Source organism: Pseudomonas sp. P4_B4 (assembly GCF_056402255.1).
Window position 1 is genome coordinate 1 of record NZ_JBFUHS010000031.1, and the last position, 16641, is coordinate 16641.

Here is a 16641-nt window from a genome sequence, read left to right on the forward strand (position 1 = left end):
CTTGATAGCAGAAACCGGCATTGCCATTGAACATCCCCCGAGATATGGTTTTGAGCACTTGAAGGGCTCACCCAGAGGCGCAGGCTTGTTCCTATCGTCGGTCTAGCCAGATGCATTCTTTATCGGCGCTTGGGTGAAAGGAGGAGGGGCGAAATCTCCCACGGATCTGTACTGCGCTAACAGTCAGAATCGAGCCTTGTCCCTCCTCCTCCCTTCAAGTCCTAGCATACAAGCGAGCCTGCTCGCGATAGCGGTGTGTCAGGCGACATCAATGTTGATGGTGCTGGCCTCATCGCGAGCAGGCTCGCTCCCACAGGAATCGTGCAAAATGCCGGAGTATCAAAGGGCGTCGTGCAGAATAAAACAGGCCCCATGCCATCACTTTATACGCAACGGGCTGATTTAAAACCCCTTTTGCCGCAACGGGCCTTGGCCTGATCTCTGCACCCCTTCAGCTACATTCATCAAGCGTCGATTGAAGGGGGATGCATGACCCCAACAAACCGCAGGAAACTGGTGGTCGCCCATTCGGTGCTCGCCGACGCGCCACTGCACGAAGTTGAAACCAACCGTGCACTGGCCCGCTGGCTGGCGCAGATTTTGCGGCTCAAGTACGGTGGCAGCTACGACCCGCAGTTGCATGACGGGCGGGACCTCTACCTGTTGCCGACCCAGACCCTGGTGGGCGCTGCGGCTGCCCGGCAACTGGGGGTCAAGGGACCGGAGGATTTGTGGGGTGGTTATGTCGACCACGACTTCATCTGCACCAAAGCCATCAGTCACGGATTGCTCAACCGCCACGCCCATGCGCCGCCAGGCTGGGCTCCGTTGTTTTCCGAGCGGGTGCGCAACGTGGTGCTCGACGGACTCAGCGTGTTCTCCCTGAAGGATGCGCGCCCGGCGGCGGAGCATCTGTTGTACACCGGGCCGATCCGCCTGAAGCCGATTCATGCCTGTGCCGGACGTGGTCAGGAAGTGATTAAAAGCCTCGACGAGTTCGATGAAGTGCTTGCCAGGCCAGAGGCTGAGGCCACGTTCTGCGAAGGCGTGGTGCTCGAACAGGACCTGGGCCAGGTGATCACCCACAGCGTCGGTCAGAGTTTTATCGGCGGCAAGGTACTCAGTTACTGCGGTGATCAATACTTGACCGAGGACGCTCAGGGTGAGCAGGTGTATGGCGGGTCCAACTTGCTGGTGGTGCCGGGTGACTATGACCAATTGCTGAAGCTGGATCTGCCGGAAGACGTGCGCCTGGCGATCCATCAGGCACAGGTGTTCGACAACTCGGCGGATGAAGCCTACCCAGGTTTCTATGCCTCGCGGCGCAACTACGACATCGCCCAGGGCGTTGATAGCGACGACCAGCCTCGCAGTGGCGTGCTCGAACAGTCCTGGCGCATGGGCGGTGCCAGCAGCGCCGAGGTGGCGGCCTTGCAGAGTTTCGTCAACGATCCGGGGATGTGCGCGATTCGTGTGTCTTCGGTGGAAACCTACATCGATCAGCCGCTGCCGGCAGACGCCATCGAGGTGTACCGCGGGCCGGCGCAGACCAGTGACTTTCTCCTCAAGTACGTGACGGTTAGATCCTATGACGGCTAGAAGCGAATCCATTCAGATCGACATCGACGACGAACAGATGAGCGGGACCTTCCTGAGTCCCAAATCGAAAGTCCCCGGTGTGCTCTTCGTGCACGGTTGGGGCGGCAGTCAGGAGCGGGATCTGGAACGCGCCAAAGGCATCGCCGGGTTGGGTTGTGTATGCCTGACCTTCGACCTGCGCGGGCACACCGGTGGCACCGGCATTCCATTGTCCCGGGTGACCCGGGAGGACAATTTGCGCGACTTGCTGGCGGCCTATGACCGCCTGCTTGCACACCCGGCCCTCGATACATCGGCGATTGCCGTGGTCGGTACCAGCTATGGGGGTTATCTGGCCTCGATCCTGACCTCGCTCAGACCGGTGCGCTGGCTGGCGCTGCGGGTGCCGGCGCTGTATCGCGACGAGCAATGGCACGCGCCGAAACGCGACCTGGACAAGCTGGATCTGCGTGATTACCGAAGCACCCTGGTGCGTGCCGACAGCAATCGTGCCTTGCATGCCTGCTCGCAATTCACCGGGGATGTCCTGCTGGTGCAGTCCGAGACCGACGACTACGTACCCCATTCGACGATCATGAGTTACCGCGCGGCGTGCCAGCAGACTCACTCGCTGACCCATCGCATCATCGATGGCGCCGATCACGCGTTGAGTGATCCGGTTTCGCAGCAGGCCTACACCTCGATCCTCGTCGGCTGGATTACCGAGATGGTGGTGGGGGAGCGGTTGAGCATTATTCAATCATCCTGAGATTTGCGGTGTGCTTGCGGACGCCACAAAATCACTTGGTTTTTTTCTTGATCCGCAACGCCTTGGCCTTGGCCTCCACCAGCAAATACATCACCACGGTAATCAACAGCGGCAGGATGAAATAAATCGCCCGATAGGCCAGCAGTCCCGCCACCAGGCTGCCCCGCGAAACCTCGTGTTGCAGCAGCGCCACGAATACTGCTTCCAGCACGCCGAGCCCGGCCGGGATGTGAGTGATGACTCCGGCGATGGCGCTGATCAACAACACACCCAGTACCAGTGGATAGTCCAGTTTGCTCGGCAGCAAGGTGAAAATCACCGCCGCCATCAGCGACCAGTTCAGGGCACCGAGTGCCAGTTGCAGCACCGCCATGCGCAGCGAAGGCAGGTCAATCTCGATGCCTCGAGTCGCCCACTCCCGACGTTTGGCAAACCGACATGCTGCCAGGTACCCGGCGCTCAGCAGCAATAACAAAACCCCCACGCCTTGCAGTGCGTTACTGCTGAGTTTCCAGCCCGGCGGCATGCGCACCAGCCCGCTGCTGAACACGGCGCCGGCAATCACCATGTAGCCGAACCAGTTGGTCGCCAGGCTCAGGCCGAGGATTTTCGCGATGTTGCTCTTGCTCACCCCGAGCCGCGAATACAACCGGTAACGCATGGCGATGCCGCCGACCCAGGCGCTCAGGTTCAGGTTGAAGGCGTAGCTGATGATCCCCACGGGCAAGATCTGCTTCCAGGTCAGGTTCTGGCGGATATAGGTGCGGCCGATCAGGTCGAAGCAGGCGTACACCAGAAAACTTACCAGGGTCAGCCCCGACGCAATGATCAGCGTGCGCACCTTGAAATCGGCCAGGTTATCGAACACTTCGTTCCATTCGAGGCGCTGGGCGAACATCGTGAACAGCACGATCAGCATCAGGAAAAACAGCATCGTCAGCGGTCGTTTCCAGCGGCTCCAGTGCGACTTGCCAGGGCTTTTGGCGTGAGTTGCCGTGTGCGTATCAGCGCGGTTCATGGTCAGCGCTCCCGGTCGGAGGGAGGGAAGGGTTTCAGGCGAGGTTTATGCGCCGGCAACCAACCGGCCCACGCCGGGAAATGCCGCAGGAAGTGAAACACCAGAAAACCGATGGTCATGTGCCAGACACGCCCGCGTGGCGCGATGTCGGGAGACATGGCCTGGCAATGATTGTCGCTGAGGTCTTCCAGGCGATCGAACAGATGACGATTGAAGCCACGGTCGCGGATCAGCACGTTGGCTTCCAGATTCATCGACAGGCTCAACGGGTCGAGGTTGCTCGAGCCAACGGTGCTCCAGTCCTCATCCACCAGCGCGACCTTGCCGTGCAGCGGGCGGTCGCAATATTCGTAGATCTTCACCCCGGACTTGAGCAAGTAATCGTAAGTCATGCGCGCCGCGAGCCTGGCCACCCGCATGTCTGGCTGGCCCTGCAGGATCAGCCGCACATCCACGCCTCGGCGAGCCGCGTTGCGGATCTCGCGCAGCAAGCGGAAACCGGGAAAGAAGTAGGCGTTGGCGATCACCACCCGGCGCTGCGCCTGGCGCAATACCTGTCGGTAAACCTCCTCGATGTCGGTCTGGTGTTCCCCGTTGTCGCGGTACACCAACCGCACCTGGCCATCGTGATCACTTAAGGCCAGTTCCGAGCGCCGCTGCCGACGGCGTTGCCACCAGTATTTGGCGTGCACTGGGCGGCCGCATTGCAGCAGGGCAAAGTGATGGATATCGGCCACGGCCGGGCCTTGCACTTCTACGGAATAATCCTGTTTGGCCTCGGGGCCGAAGTCGGCCAGATGATCGGCAGAAAAGTTGATCCCGCCGACGAACGCGACGGTGCCATCCACGACCACAATCTTGCGGTGCAGGCGCCGGAACCAGTTGGTGCGCATGCCCAGGCGTTTCGGCGCCGGGTCGAACATTTGCAGGTGTACGCCGGCGGCGGTCAGGGCGGTGAGGAACCCGGTACTCAGTTCGCCGCAGCCAAAGCCGTCGAGGCTGACGGTAGTACGCACGCCACGTTGAGCGGCTTCGATCAGGATCTGTTGCAGCTCATTGCCGACCTTGTCCTCGAACAGAATGAAGGTTTCCAACAGGATTTCACTTTGCGCCCGGCGCAGGGCTTCAAACACCCGGGGAAAATACGCCTCACCGTTTTCCAGCAACTCGACCCGATTGCTGCCTTGCCAGCCGTATTCGACATCGACCGCTGTCGGCTCGCGAGTGGGCGGAGCAGGGATGTGTTCCAGCGTGGTGTTTTCCATCGACTGGCTGCTCATAGCTCGATCTCCACCGACAGCGGGACGTGGTCGGAAAGGTGCGACCAGGGGCGGGAGGTCAGCACTTGCGGATGGCTGGCCTTGAGGTTGCGCACGTAGATGCGGTCCAGGCGCAATGCCGGCAAGCGCGCGGGGAAACTGCGCGCCGGTTTGCCATGGTGCGCGGCGAAGACTTCACGCAAACCGCTGGGCGTGAGCAATGCATCGGCGCGCTGGCGCCAATCGTTGAAGTCCCCGGCGACAATCACTGGGGCATCACCCGGCAGGGCATCCAGGCGTTGGGCGAGCAACTTCAGTTGTGCTGTGCGGTGGGTTTCGCGCAGCCCCAGGTGCACGCAAATCGCATGCACTTCCTGGCCATCACCGGGCAAGCGCAACACGCAATGCAGAATTCCGCGGTTCTCGTGGCCGCTGATGGACACGTCGAGGTTGTCGTGGCGGATGATCTGGAACTTTGACAGCAGCGCATTACCGTGATCGCCCGCCGGATACACCGCATTGCGGCCATAGGCGAACTGCGGCCACAGGCTGTCGGCAAGGAATTCGTATTGCGGCATCGCCGGCCAGTTGGTGTAGCGCCTGGGATGCTGTTCGTGGGTACCGTGGACTTCCTGCAAAAACACCACATCGGCAGACACACTGCGCACTGCTTCACGCAGTTCCGGCAGGATGAAACGCCGGTTCAGCGCGGTGAAACCTTTGTGGGTGTTGACCGTCAGCACCGTGAAACGACAAGTGACGGACGAACCCTGTACCCGCATGTCGGTTGCGTTTGAGTGTGCGGGAATATCGGTGTGATTCGCTGTCATGTCGTCTCCCGCCTGACGGCTCCTGTCATTGGATGACTCTGGGGCAGTGGCGAAAGTTTCGATGGGGCGGCGGACGGTACACAGTTTACTAATCACCACAAACATTGTGGGAGCGGGCTTGCCCGCGATAGCGGATTGGCAGCCACCTCCATGTTGAATGTGCCGTCGCCATCGCGGGCAAGCCCGCTCCCACAGGGTCCCTCAGTGGCCAGCAACGATCCGGGTCGTCCCTTCAACCGGTTCGGCATAGACCGGGCCGAGGCGATCAAGACGCCCGCTCCACGCGGTCAATGCCAGCGCCACCAACACCACCAGGCCACCGATCCACGCGGTGTGAATCAGTCCCATGTGGGCGACGATCAGGCCACCGCCCCACGCGCCACCGGCAATGCCGAGGTTGAACGCCGCGATGTTCAGGCCGGATGCCACGTCCACCACCTGCGGGGTGTGATGCTCAGCCTGGCGCACCACATACACCTGCAACCCCGGCACGTTGCCGAATGCCACGGCACCCCAGACCAGCACGGTGGCCAGCGCCAGCCAAGGATTGCCGGCGGTGAAGGTCAGCACGAACAACACGGCGGCGAGCAGGGCAAAGATGATTTTCAGGGCGCTGATCGGGCCGTGTTTGTCCGCCAGTTTGCCGCCCCAGATGTTGCCGACGGCCACGGAGATGCCGTAGACCAGCAACACCAGGCTGACGGTGCTGGCGCTGAAGCCGGAAAGGTCCTGAAGAATCGGTGCGAGGAAGGTAAAGGCAATGAACGAGCCACCGTAGCCGACGGCCGTCATGGCATACACCAGCAACAGGCGCGGTTGCTTGAGCACCTGCAGTTGCTGCCGCAACGATGCGGGTTTGCTGTGGGCGATATTTTTCGGCACGTAGATCAGGCTGCCGATGAAGGCGATCACGCCCAGGGCCGAAACGGCGAGGAAGGTTTCACGCCAGCCGAAATGCTGGCCGATGAATGTCCCCAGCGGCACGCCGGTGACCAGCGCCACGGTCAGGCCGGTGAACATGATGGCAATCGCGCTGGCGGCTTTTTCCTTCGGCACTAGACTGGTGGCGATGGTCGAGCCGATCGAGAAAAACACCCCGTGGGCCAGACCGGTGACGATCCGCGCGAGGATCAACGACTCATAACTCGGTGCTTGCCACGCCAACAGATTGCCGAGGGTGAACAGCACCATCAGCGACAACAGCAGCAACTTGCGCGGAACCTTGCCGGTGAGGGCGGTCAGCACCGGGGCGCCGACGGCAACGCCAAGGGCATACAGGCTGACCAGCAGGCCGGCGGACGGCAGGCTGACGCCGAGGTCGGCGCCAATGGTGGGTAACAGGCCAACGATGACGAACTCGGTCGTCCCGATGGCAAAGGCGCTGAGGGTCAGCGCGAGCAAGGCAATGGGCATGGCTACAACTCCGGAGGTTGATTCGATGGAGCGCAGTGTCGGGATTTGGCTCGTTCAGAAAAATACAGGGATGGACATTTGATATTTGCCTTGGGCGCAAAGATCGCGAGCGCGGGTGTTAGTCTGTGGCGAGGGAGCTATATCCGAACTTGCCCGGTATTTCTCGATCAGTTCCATACAGACACAGCCAAAGGAGCGGGTGCTTTGATCAGGCTCAAGACCGCGATACTGCTGGGAGCGTTGCTGTTTGTGAGCAGCGAGCAACTGGAAGCCGCCGCGATACCGGGGCTGCCGGCCACCGCGACTGCTGCGACGCCGTTGGCCCACCCCGAACCGCTGGTGCAAGGCGGATTACTGGGGGCCATCAGTTCGAGCATCGACGAGGTCCAGACCAAACTCGATCTCAACGAAAACCTCGTCGACGTCTGGCGCCTGCGTGCTGACCGCGCGGCCGATGAAGTGGATCAGTTGGTCAATCAGCCTTCGGCCCGTTCGCCCTGGAGCGTCGCCGGCGATTTCCTGCTGCTGACCTGCGTGTGGGCGGCCGTGTTTGCCTGTCTTTGGCTGCTTGGGCGGATGGCCGCCAGGCGTCTGTGCGAGCATCGTCTGCTGCTCAGTCGTGAACGGGGCCAGGCGTTGCTCGGCTACGTGTTGCCCTACACCCTTCCGGCGGTGGTCAGCCTGCCCTTGACGATTTATGCCAGTCAGTTTTTGCCGATATCGGCGGGAAGGGCGCTGGCGCTGTGTCTGGCTTATGCCACTAGCGCGGGGATATTTTCCGCGTCATTGGTGCTGTCGCTGGTGGTGGTGTTCAATGCCGGGCACAAGCGGCGGGCGGTGCAGATCATCCGCAAGAACAGTCCCCGACCCTTGTTCGTTATCGGCTTTCTGGTGGCATTGAGCGACGCTCTGACCAGCCCGCAGATCGCCCATCAACTGGGCAACAATCTCACCAGCAGCATCGCCGTGTTCACCGGGTTGGCAGCGTCGATATCCTTCGGCTTGCTGGTGATCCGCATGCGCCGCCCGGTCGCTCATGTGATCCGTATCTTGCCGCTGGCCCAGCGCCTCAAGCAGCCGGCGTTGCGTGAAACCCTGCGGATATTTTCCGGGCTCTGGTATTGGCCGATTCTGTTGATGGTACTGGTTTCGATCATCAATCTGATCGGTGCCGGGGCCGACAACCAGAGAGTGCTGCGCAGCGCCTTGTTCACCACGGTGTTGCTGATTGCGACGGTGTTTCTCAGTACCACGCTACATCATCTGTTCAAGGCGCGCAGCGAGGCGGACCTGCGCCGCAGCAGCGCCTACAAGGAGCGCTTTCTCAATCTGTCCCACGCCTTGCTACGCATCGGCATGGCCATCGTGTTCATCGATATCCTCGGGCGGATCTGGGGCGTGTCGCTGTTCGAATTCGCAGTGACCAACGCCGTGGGCCGGGCGATCAGTGATTCCCTTAGCCACATCGGTTTCATTCTGCTGGTGACCTGGATGGTGTGGGTGGTGCTCGACACGGCGATTCAGGAAGCCCTGAAACCACCGACCAACAAGCGCTCGGCGCACCAGCCGAGTACGCGGGTGAAAACCATCCTGCCGCTGTTGCGCAACGCGATCAAAATCATCCTGGTGGTGATTTGCGCGATCACTACCATGGCCAACCTGGGAATTAACGTCGCGCCATTCCTGGCAGGTGCCGGGGTCATCGGCCTGGCGATCGGTTTCGGTTCCCAGCAACTGGTGCAGGATGTGATTACCGGGCTGTTCATCATCATCGAAGACACCTTGTCCATCGGAGACTGGGTAGTGCTCGATTCCGGTCACGCAGGCACCGTCGAAGGCCTGACCATCCGCACCTTGCGCCTGCGCGACGGCAAGGGCTTCGTGCACTCGGTGCCGTTCGGGCAGATCAAGGCCGTGACCAACCAATCGCGGCAATTCGCCTATGCGTTTTTCTCGGTGCAATTCACCTACGACACCGATGTCGACAAGGCCATCGAACTGATCCGCGAGGCCGGGCATTCCATCAGCAACGACCCGTTCCTGCGCTACAACCTGCAAGGACCGCTGGATGTGTTTGGAGTCGACAAGATGGACCTCAACGGTGTGGTGCTGACCGCGCAATTCCGGACGGTGTCCGGTGGTCAATACGCGGTGAGCCGGGCCTTCAACCAGCGTTTGAAAAAGCTTGTGGATAACTGCCCGTGGGTGAACTTCGCGCAGACTTATCCACAGCAGGCGCTGGTGCCGAGGCATCCGGTCGAAGCACCACCCGAGGCAGCGCATGAGTCGGACCATTCGGCGGTGCTGATGCCGGATCGGCCGCGGTCTCAATAGTTTTTTTTGCCGTGCTGGCCTCATCGCGAGCAGGCGCCAGACCAGACACTCTCAATGCCGGATCAGTTTGTTGCGCACCTCGGCACCCACCCGCTGATCCAACTCCCCCCAAAATTGCTGCTTGCCAGCAATCTCGGCAGCAACCGGCAACCCGTCGCGATACACCAGCCGATTGCTCGCCAGTGCCGGGACTTTCGCGCCGGGCAATAGCGTGCCGGCGAGGTTCAGCGGATCGACCCCGCACACTGCGACCAGACTGCCGTCATGGGGCCGACGCCGCACCTCCCGCAACAATGGAATCGCCTCCGGCAGTGCGAATTGCTCGCCCGCCAGGCCGCTGACAAACCGCCCGCCGCGAATCTCGCCGCGTGCCTCCAGGCGATGGAAAGTACGCAGCAGTTCGCGCCAACTCGGCAGCCAGTCTGCCTCACGTTCCAGCAAACGCCAGAACACCACGCCGTAGCGGCGCAGCAACGTCAAGGCGATGTGTTCCAGGGTTTCGGCGGGCGTCCGCTGGTTTTCCACCACCGGCGCGGCCGGCGCGCGTCGCAACAGGGCCCAGCGCCCGGCGTCGTCCATGCCACCGATGAATGCCCCGCGTCCACGCCGACTGTTGCGAGGCTGGCGCTTGCTGGCCGGGGTAATCAGTGCGCGCAACCCGGCGAAGCTGTCGGCATTCACTAGCCCCGCGCCCACCAGTTCCTGCAGGGCGATCTCCAACTCTGAACGCAGCAGGTGGGCCTCATGGATCAACTCGTCGAAAAACAGCGCGCCATGCTGGCTGAGGGCGGCGTGGACCTTTTGCGTTTTCGGCGACAGGTCGCTGACCGGCGTCTGTTCGGTCAAGTCGCTCCAGAGGCTGACCCGGTTGCGCGGCAGCAACACGATCGGCGTGCTGCGCAGCGCGGTGCTGGCGCTTTTGTTGTGCGCAGTCAGGCGCGTCCACACCAGTCTGCCGCTGCGGCACAGTTCATCGAGCCAGGTCGCCGAGTAGTCCTTGATTCGCGCTGGCAGGATGTCGCTGTCCCAGGCTGAGGCGGCGGCGGGGTAGCCTTCGAATTGCGCGACGACGGCAGGCAGTACCGCCGCGCCCTGGCCCTGGCTTGCACTCGACACATGCTGCCAGTCGAACAGAAATCGCATGAAATCCTGCAACGCCACCGGTTCGATTTCCCGGTGCAGGCGCTTGACCGTATAGCGGTGAATCCGCGCCAGCAAATGCCGCTCGCACCATTCTTCCCGGGTGGTGCCCGGGGTGAAGCGACCGCGCAGCACGTAGCCTTCGCGTTCAAGTTGCGCCAGGGCCTGGTTGACCTGCGCAGCGGGCAATCCGAGTGGTTCGGCAATACGATCGAGCGCCAGCGGCCCGAAGGCGCTGAGCCGTGCGCGGATCAGTTCTAGGATGGCGTCGTCGGGTTCCCAGGCCTCATCGAAGTCCGGCAGCGCTTGCAGCGATGGCGTCAATTCGGCCTGTGGATAAATCGCCCGCAGGCAGGTCAGGCGTTCCAGTGCCAGCCACAGCGATTGCCTGGCGTTGATCTGCAAACGGCTTGCGCGTCCGCTGTCGGCCAGGGTCGTGAGCCAGTCGAGCCACTGCGGATTGGCTCCGGCTTCGGCGTCGGTGATGCACGCCAGGCTCATCAAGGCCTCGTGCATTTCATCGACAGCGGAGGGCGCCGGCCAGGCTTCTTCGCGCACGGCGGCAATCGCCTCGGCGTCCAGGGCACCGAGATCGTCGGTGGATTGCGGGTCGCTCCAGCGCCGATTGAGCACCGCTTGGGTGCGGCGTTCCTCCAGCGGCGCATCGTCGAGAAAGGTATAGGGCCGGGCACTGAGAATCTCCGCCGCCAGCGGCGAAGGCGCCGGCAAGTCGCGGCTGATCAGGCGAATGTCGCCGCGTTCCATGCGCCGCAACAAGGCCAGCCAGCCCTCCGTGTCCATGGCGTCGTGCAGGCAATCGTCGAGGGTCTGTTCTACCAGCGGATGGTCGGGAATCTCCCGTTCGCCGGCGAGGTTTTCCACGCAGGCGATTTGATCGGGAAACACGCTGGCGATCAGGTCTTCGCTTTTCATCCGCTGGATCTGCGGCGGGACTTTGCGCCCGCCGCTGTAGCGCTGCAGGGCCAGGGCCACGCCGGCATTCCAGCGCCAGCGCACGCCGAACAGCGGTGCGTCGAGCACGGCTTGAATCAGGATGTGTTCGGCACTGTTGCTGTGCAGGTAGCGCCAGACGTCATCCAGTTCAAAACTGTGGCTGGTGGACAGCGACAGCACGATGGCGTCTTCGCTGGCAGCGGCCTGCAATTCGAAGTTGAAGGTGCGGCAGAAACGCTTGCGCAGGGCCAGGCCCCAAGCGCGGTTGATGCGGCTGCCGAATGGCGTGTGAATGACCAGTTGCGTGCCGCCGGACTCGTCGAAAAAGCGTTCCATCAGCAGTGTGTCTTGCGATGGCAGGGCCCCCAGCGCTTGCCGCGCGCGGGCCAGGTAATCCACCAGTTGTTCGGCGCTGGCAACATTCAAACCCAGGGTGCCGGTCAGCCAGTCGAGCGCTGGCTGCACATTGCCTGGCGCAGCCCCCAGCAGGTCGTCGAGTTGTGCCTGCAAGCGCGCCACCGCCGAGGACAATTCGGCGCTGCGCCCCGGTGCTTCACCGAGCCAGAACGGAATGGTCGGTGGCTGGCCCTGGGCGTCCTCGACCCGGACTTTGCCGGTTTCCACCCGCAAGATCCGATAGGACGTGTTGCCCAACTGGAAGACATCCCCGGCAATGCTTTCCACCGCGAAGTCTTCGTTGATGGTGCCGATGTTCAGCCCTTGAGGCTCCAGCAGCACGCTGTAGTCGGCGTTGTCCGGAATGGTCCCGCCACTGGTCACCGCCGTCAGTTTCGCGCCCCGGCGGCCGCGCAGGGTGCGGTTCACGGCGTCGCGGTGCAGATAGGCGCTACGGATGCCCTGACGCCCGTTGTAACCCTCGGCGAGCATGTGCAGCAGCGCCTGATAGTGTTTGTCGTCGAGTCCGGCGTAGGGCGAGGCGCGGCGCAGCATGTGCAGTAGCGCTTGCTCCGGCCACTCCTGGCAACTGACCTCGGCGATGATCTGCTGCGCCAGCACGTCCAGCGGCGCTTGCGGGATCAACAACGTATCGAGTTCGCCCCGGCGCACGCAGTCGAGCAGCGCGGCGCATTCGATCAGGTCGTCGCGGGTGGTGGCGAACAAACGGCCCTTGGGCGTACCGCCGACCTGGTGCCCGGAACGGCCGACCCGTTGCAGAAACCCGGCAATCGAACGCGGCGAGGCGATCTGGCACACCAGGTCGACGTCGCCGATGTCGATCCCCAGTTCCAGCGACGCCGTGGCGATCAGCACTTGCAGGTCGCCGCGCTTGAGTCGCTGTTCGGCATCGAGGCGAAACTCCTTGGCCAGGCTGCCGTGGTGGGCCGCCACGGCATCCTTGCCCAGGCGCTCGCTCAGGTGCCGGCTCAGGCGTTCGGCCAAGCGCCGGGTGTTGACGAAAATCAGCGTGGTCCGGTGCTCGCGGGCGAGGGCGGCGAGGCGGTCGTAGACCAGTTCCCAGACATCGTTGGCCATCACGGCCGATAGCGGCACGGGCGGCACTTCGATGTCCAGGTCGCGGGGGCGGGCGTGGCCGATGTCGACGATCTCGCACGGACGGTTGTGACCGACCAGGAAGCGCGAGACTGCTTCGATGGGTTTTTGCGTGGCAGACAGACCGATGCGCAGCAGCGGCTCCGGGCAGAGTGCTTGCAGGCGTTCAAGGCTCAGTGCCAGATGGCTGCCGCGTTTGCTGGCGGCCATGGCATGGATTTCGTCGACGATCACCGTTTGTGCAGTGCCCAGCATCTGCCGGCCGGAGTCGGAGCCGAGCAGCACATAAAGGGATTCCGGAGTGGTCACCAGAATGTGCGGCGCCGTCTTGCGCATCGCCGAACGGTCTTTTTGCGGTGTATCGCCGGTGCGCACGGCGGTGCTGATCTGCAATTGCGGCAGGCCCATCACGCGCAATTGCTCGGTAATCCCGGCTAGCGGGTTTTGCAGGTTGATCTGGATGTCGTTGGACAGTGCCTTGAGGGGCGAGACGTAGACCACCAGGGTGGCGTCGGGCAAGCCTTCGGGGCTTTCCAGGCCGCGGTGTACCAGGTCGTCGATGACGGCGAGAAAGGCGGTGAGGGTCTTGCCGGAACCGGTGGGCGCGGCGACCAAAGTCGAGCGGCGCTGGCGGATCAACGGCCACGCCCGGGCCTGGGCGGCGGTGACCGCCGGGAACGTGTGGCTGAACCAGGCGCTGACGGCAGGGTGGAAGCCGCTCAGGGCACTGTCTGCGGGAATGGGCAGGTTCATGCAGCAATTTATGCGGGTGGGGGGCCGAAGATGCAAGTACCACTGGCTGGTCGGTAAACCTGTGGCAGCACCACAAATCCAGGACATCTACACTTTACGGGTGACGGTTGCGCACTAAACCCGCAAAATGCAACGATTCCGGCAATTATCAACGACATCGCCTGGGCGCGGTGTCGATAAAGCCATCGTTTCAATCAGACTGGGCCTGCTGACTCTATGCGAATGCGCCTTATGTTACTGGGCGGCGGAAATGCCCTTGGGCAGGCGCTGATTCGCCTCGGTGCGGAGGAAGACATCGGTTTCCTCGCCCCCCGCCCGCCGCAAGACGGCTGGGATGCCGCGAGCCTGACACAACTGCTCGACGACACCCGTCCCGATGCATTGATCAACCTTGCCTACTACTTCGACTGGTTTCAGGCAGAAGCAGTGAGCGAATCGCGTCTGGCCGGCCAGGAGCGCGCGATCGAGCGTCTGGCGGAACTGTGCCAGCACCACAACATCGTCCTGCTGCAACCTTCCAGCTATCGCGTGTTCGACGGCTCCCGGGCCACGGCCTACAGTGAAAAAGACGAACCCGTTCCATTGGGTTTGCGGGGTCAGGCCTTGTGGCGGATCGAGCAAAGCGTGCGTGCCACCTGCCCGCAACACGTGCTGCTGCGATTCGGCTGGCTGCTGGATGACAGCCCGGATGGCGCCCTTGGCCGCTTCCTGGCCCGTGCCGAACAACCCGAAGAACTGCTGATGGCCGACGACAGGCGCGGCAATCCAACGCCGGTCGACGATGCCGCCCGTGTGATCATTTCTGTGCTCAAACAACTCGATTGCGCCGCGCCGCTGTGGGGCACCTACCATTACGCCGGGCATGAGGCGACCACGCCGCTGGCGCTGGGACAGGCGATTCTGACCGAAGCCCGCAGCCTGCATCCGCTGGCCATCGAAGCCCCAACCGCCCAGGCCCACGCCGCGCGTCCGGATGCTGCCGAAGAACCGCAACACGCGGTATTGGCCTGCAAGAAAATTCTGCACACTTTCGGGATCAAGCCGCGCGCCTGGCGTGCGGCGCTTCCCGGTCTACTGGACAGGTTCTATCGCCATGGCTGACGGTCCCGTTTTGATCACCGGTGGTGCCGGTTTCATTGGTTCACACCTGACTGACGCCCTGCTTGCCAAGGGGCATGCGGTGCGGATTCTCGATGACCTGTCCACCGGCAAGCGCAGCAATCTGCCGCTGGACAATCCCAGGGTCGAATTGATCGTCGGCGACGTGGCCGATGCGGCTTTGGTTGCCCAGGCGATGGCCGGATGCAGTGCTGTGGCGCACCTGGCCGCCGTGGCTTCGGTGCAGGCTTCGGTGGACGATCCGGTGCGTACGCACCAGAGCAACTTCATCGGCACGCTGAACGTCTGCGAAGCCATGCGCCAGACCGGGGTCAAACGTGTGTTGTTTGCCTCCAGCGCGGCGGTGTATGGCAACAATGGCGAAGGTGAGTCGATCGACGAAGACACGCCCAAGGCGCCGTTGACGCCTTACGCGGTGGACAAACTGGCCAGCGAGCATTACTTGGACTTCTACCGCCGCCAGCATGCGCTGGAACCGGTGATTTTCCGCTTCTTCAACATCTTCGGCCCGCGCCAGGATCCGTCCTCGCCGTACTCCGGGGTGATCAGCATATTCAGTGAGCGCGCACTAAAAGGCTTGCCGATCACCGTGTTCGGCGATGGCGAGCAGACCCGGGATTTTGTCTACGTCGAAGACCTGGTCGACTTGCTGGTGCAGGCCATCGAGAAGCCCCGGGTCGAAGACGGTGCGGTCAACGTCGGCTGGAACCAGGCGACGACCCTCAAGCAAATGCTCGAAGCGCTCGAAGCCGTGGTCGGCAAGTTGCCACCGGTGAGCTACGGCCCGGCGCGCTCCGGTGACATTCGTCATTCCCGGGCGAACAACCGGCGTTTGCTGGAGCGCTTTCGCACTTCTTCGCAAACACCGTTGAGCGTGGGGCTGGCGCGGTTGCTGGGGCGATAGATCGCTGCCCTGCGGACATGAAAAAGGCGCCTTTTTACAGGCGCCTTTTTACAGGCGCCTTTTTCACGGCCGGAATTTAACTTTCAGATTTCGCAATTCCTGTGGCGAGGGGGCTTGTCGGATCGCCGCATCGCCCCGCTCGACTGCGCAGCAGTCGTAATTGCAGGCAATGCGGTTTGTCTGAATCACCGCTTCTGCCGAATCTGGGGCTGCTTCGCAACCCAACGGGGCGGTGCGGCGATCCGACAAGCCCCCTCGCCACACAAGCCTCATTCACCACCACGTGAACGTTCTTTAGAACTTGTAGCCAAGACCTACCATGTACACAAACGGATCGACGTCGATGTTGACCTTGGCGCGGGTGCCCGGTGCAATCGAGTTGTTTTCGACGGTGGCGCGGGTATCGATGTCGATGTAGCGCACCTGGGCGTTGAGCATGACATGTTCGGTCAGCATGTAGTCGGCACCGACCTGCCAGGCCAGACCCCAGGAGTTCTTCGCGTTGAAGTTGCTGAAGCCGGCGGACTTGGCTTCGCTGCTGAGGCTTTCGTCGTAGATCCAGGTGTAGTTGATGCCACCGCCGACGTACGGCTGGAAGGCCGACTTCGAATCCAGCGGGTAGTAGACCACGCTCAGGGTCGGCGGCAGGTGTTTGAGGGAGCCGAGTTTGCCGTTGGCGGCAGGCAGGGCGGTACCTTTGAGTTTCACGTCATGCTCGAACGGAGTGGCGGCAAGCAGTTCGATCCCCCAATTGTTGGTGAGCATGTAGGCGAAGTTCAGGCCCAGTTGCGTGTCGCTGTCCATGGTCGCCTTGCCGCCCAGGTTGGTACCGGCCAACGGACCCTGATCGACCTTCACGCTGGAGCTGTCGGCTTTCGGGTTAACGGTGATGGCGCCCGCACGAAGGATGATGTCACCGGCCTCGTGGGCGTGGGCGAGCGGGGCTGCGAGCGCGAGGGCAACCAGCGAAGCGCTGAGCATGGACTTGTTCATGGGGGCTCCAAAGGACGTTAAAAATGTTCGATGTCCAATGGTAAGCCGGCTAACTATTCGGTCTT

General features: G+C 62.3%; 10 protein-coding genes and 1 pseudogene. 5 read left to right on the top strand and 6 right to left on the bottom strand.

Going from position 1 to position 16641, the window contains the following annotated elements; genetic code table 11:
• Positions 1 to 489 precede the first annotated feature (489 nt).
• Together AC1DVE_RS25010 and AC1DVE_RS25015 are read left to right on the top strand one after the other, a co-directional pair.
• Positions 490 to 1599: a DUF3182 family protein gene (locus AC1DVE_RS25010; protein WP_223453670.1), complete on the top strand. Its 1110-nt coding sequence runs from the start codon at positions 490 to 492 to the stop codon at positions 1597 to 1599.
• Positions 1589 to 2347 carry an alpha/beta hydrolase family protein gene (locus AC1DVE_RS25015; RefSeq protein ID WP_057713108.1) on the top strand — a complete coding sequence of 253 codons (759 nt, stop codon included), beginning with the start codon at positions 1589 to 1591 and terminating at the stop codon, positions 2345 to 2347. Before AC1DVE_RS25010 ends, AC1DVE_RS25015 begins: the two co-directional genes overlap by 11 nt.
• A gap of 31 nt (positions 2348 to 2378) precedes the next feature.
• Here the strand turns inward: AC1DVE_RS25015 and AC1DVE_RS25020 are convergent, their stop codons facing one another.
• From AC1DVE_RS25020 to AC1DVE_RS25035, 4 genes and pseudogenes are all read right to left on the bottom strand, one after another.
• Positions 2379 to 3365 carry a lysylphosphatidylglycerol synthase domain-containing protein gene (locus AC1DVE_RS25020; protein WP_223453667.1) on the bottom strand — a complete coding sequence of 329 codons (987 nt, stop codon included), beginning with the start codon at positions 3363 to 3365 and terminating at the stop codon, positions 2379 to 2381.
• Positions 3352 to 4645, bottom strand: a pseudogene (clsB, locus tag AC1DVE_RS25025) (cardiolipin synthase ClsB). Before clsB ends, AC1DVE_RS25020 begins: the two are co-directional and overlap by 14 nt.
• Positions 4642 to 5406: an endonuclease/exonuclease/phosphatase family protein gene (locus AC1DVE_RS25030; RefSeq protein ID WP_223453692.1), complete on the bottom strand. Its 765-nt coding sequence runs from the start codon at positions 5404 to 5406 to the stop codon at positions 4642 to 4644. Before AC1DVE_RS25030 ends, clsB begins: the two are co-directional and overlap by 4 nt.
• A 249-nt stretch (positions 5407 to 5655) precedes the next feature.
• Entirely contained in the window at positions 5656 to 6867 is a 1212-nt protein-coding gene (locus AC1DVE_RS25035; RefSeq protein WP_223453663.1) for an MFS transporter, read from the bottom strand.
• 204 nt (positions 6868 to 7071) lie between these two features.
• Between AC1DVE_RS25035 and AC1DVE_RS25040 the strand changes: the two genes are divergently transcribed.
• On the top strand, positions 7072 to 9201 hold the full coding sequence (locus AC1DVE_RS25040; protein WP_223453661.1) for a mechanosensitive ion channel family protein: 2130 nt from the start codon (positions 7072 to 7074) through the stop codon (positions 9199 to 9201).
• A gap of 51 nt (positions 9202 to 9252) precedes the next feature.
• Here AC1DVE_RS25040 and AC1DVE_RS25045 read toward each other — a convergent pair whose 3' ends face one another.
• The gene (locus AC1DVE_RS25045) at positions 9253 to 13560 is read right to left on the bottom strand and encodes a DNA glycosylase AlkZ-like family protein (protein WP_477784277.1); all 4308 of its coding nucleotides are present in this window, start codon (positions 13558 to 13560) and stop codon (positions 9253 to 9255) included.
• Positions 13561 to 13776: 216 nt separating this feature from the next.
• Between AC1DVE_RS25045 and AC1DVE_RS25050 the strand changes: the two genes are divergently transcribed.
• Together AC1DVE_RS25050 and AC1DVE_RS25055 are read left to right on the top strand one after the other, a co-directional pair.
• Positions 13777 to 14661: a sugar nucleotide-binding protein gene (locus tag AC1DVE_RS25050; RefSeq protein WP_046041630.1), complete on the top strand. Its 885-nt coding sequence runs from the start codon at positions 13777 to 13779 to the stop codon at positions 14659 to 14661.
• Positions 14654 to 15583: an NAD-dependent epimerase/dehydratase family protein gene (locus AC1DVE_RS25055; protein ID WP_223453657.1), complete on the top strand. Its 930-nt coding sequence runs from the start codon at positions 14654 to 14656 to the stop codon at positions 15581 to 15583. Before AC1DVE_RS25050 ends, AC1DVE_RS25055 begins: the two co-directional genes overlap by 8 nt.
• A gap of 294 nt (positions 15584 to 15877) precedes the next feature.
• On the opposite strand, the gene AC1DVE_RS25060 is transcribed toward AC1DVE_RS25055, so the two are convergent.
• A complete protein-coding gene (locus tag AC1DVE_RS25060) occupies positions 15878 to 16576 on the bottom strand; it encodes an OmpW/AlkL family protein (protein WP_223453655.1) in 699 nt (232 codons plus the stop codon).
• Between the last annotated feature and the right edge of the window lie 65 nt (positions 16577 to 16641).

Bases quoted from the DNA above. Each gene is read 5' to 3' on its own strand.
- AC1DVE_RS25010 (WP_223453670.1), top strand. From the start codon at position 490: ATGACCCCAACAAACCGCAGGAAACTGGTGGTCGCCCATTCGGTGCTC.
- AC1DVE_RS25015 (WP_057713108.1), top strand. From the start codon at position 1,589: ATGACGGCTAGAAGCGAATCCATTCAGATCGACATCGACGACGAACAG.
- AC1DVE_RS25020 (WP_223453667.1), bottom strand. From the start codon at position 3,365: ATGAACCGCGCTGATACGCACACGGCAACTCACGCCAAAAGCCCTGGC.
- AC1DVE_RS25030 (WP_223453692.1), bottom strand. From the start codon at position 5,406: ATGCGGGTACAGGGTTCGTCCGTCACTTGTCGTTTCACGGTGCTGACG.
- AC1DVE_RS25035 (WP_223453663.1), bottom strand. From the start codon at position 6,867: ATGCCCATTGCCTTGCTCGCGCTGACCCTCAGCGCCTTTGCCATCGGG.
- AC1DVE_RS25045 (WP_477784277.1), bottom strand. From the start codon at position 13,560: ATGAACCTGCCCATTCCCGCAGACAGTGCCCTGAGCGGCTTCCACCCT.
- AC1DVE_RS25050 (WP_046041630.1), top strand. From the start codon at position 13,777: ATGCGAATGCGCCTTATGTTACTGGGCGGCGGAAATGCCCTTGGGCAG.
- AC1DVE_RS25055 (WP_223453657.1), top strand. From the start codon at position 14,654: ATGGCTGACGGTCCCGTTTTGATCACCGGTGGTGCCGGTTTCATTGGT.
- AC1DVE_RS25060 (WP_223453655.1), bottom strand. From the start codon at position 16,576: ATGAACAAGTCCATGCTCAGCGCTTCGCTGGTTGCCCTCGCGCTCGCA.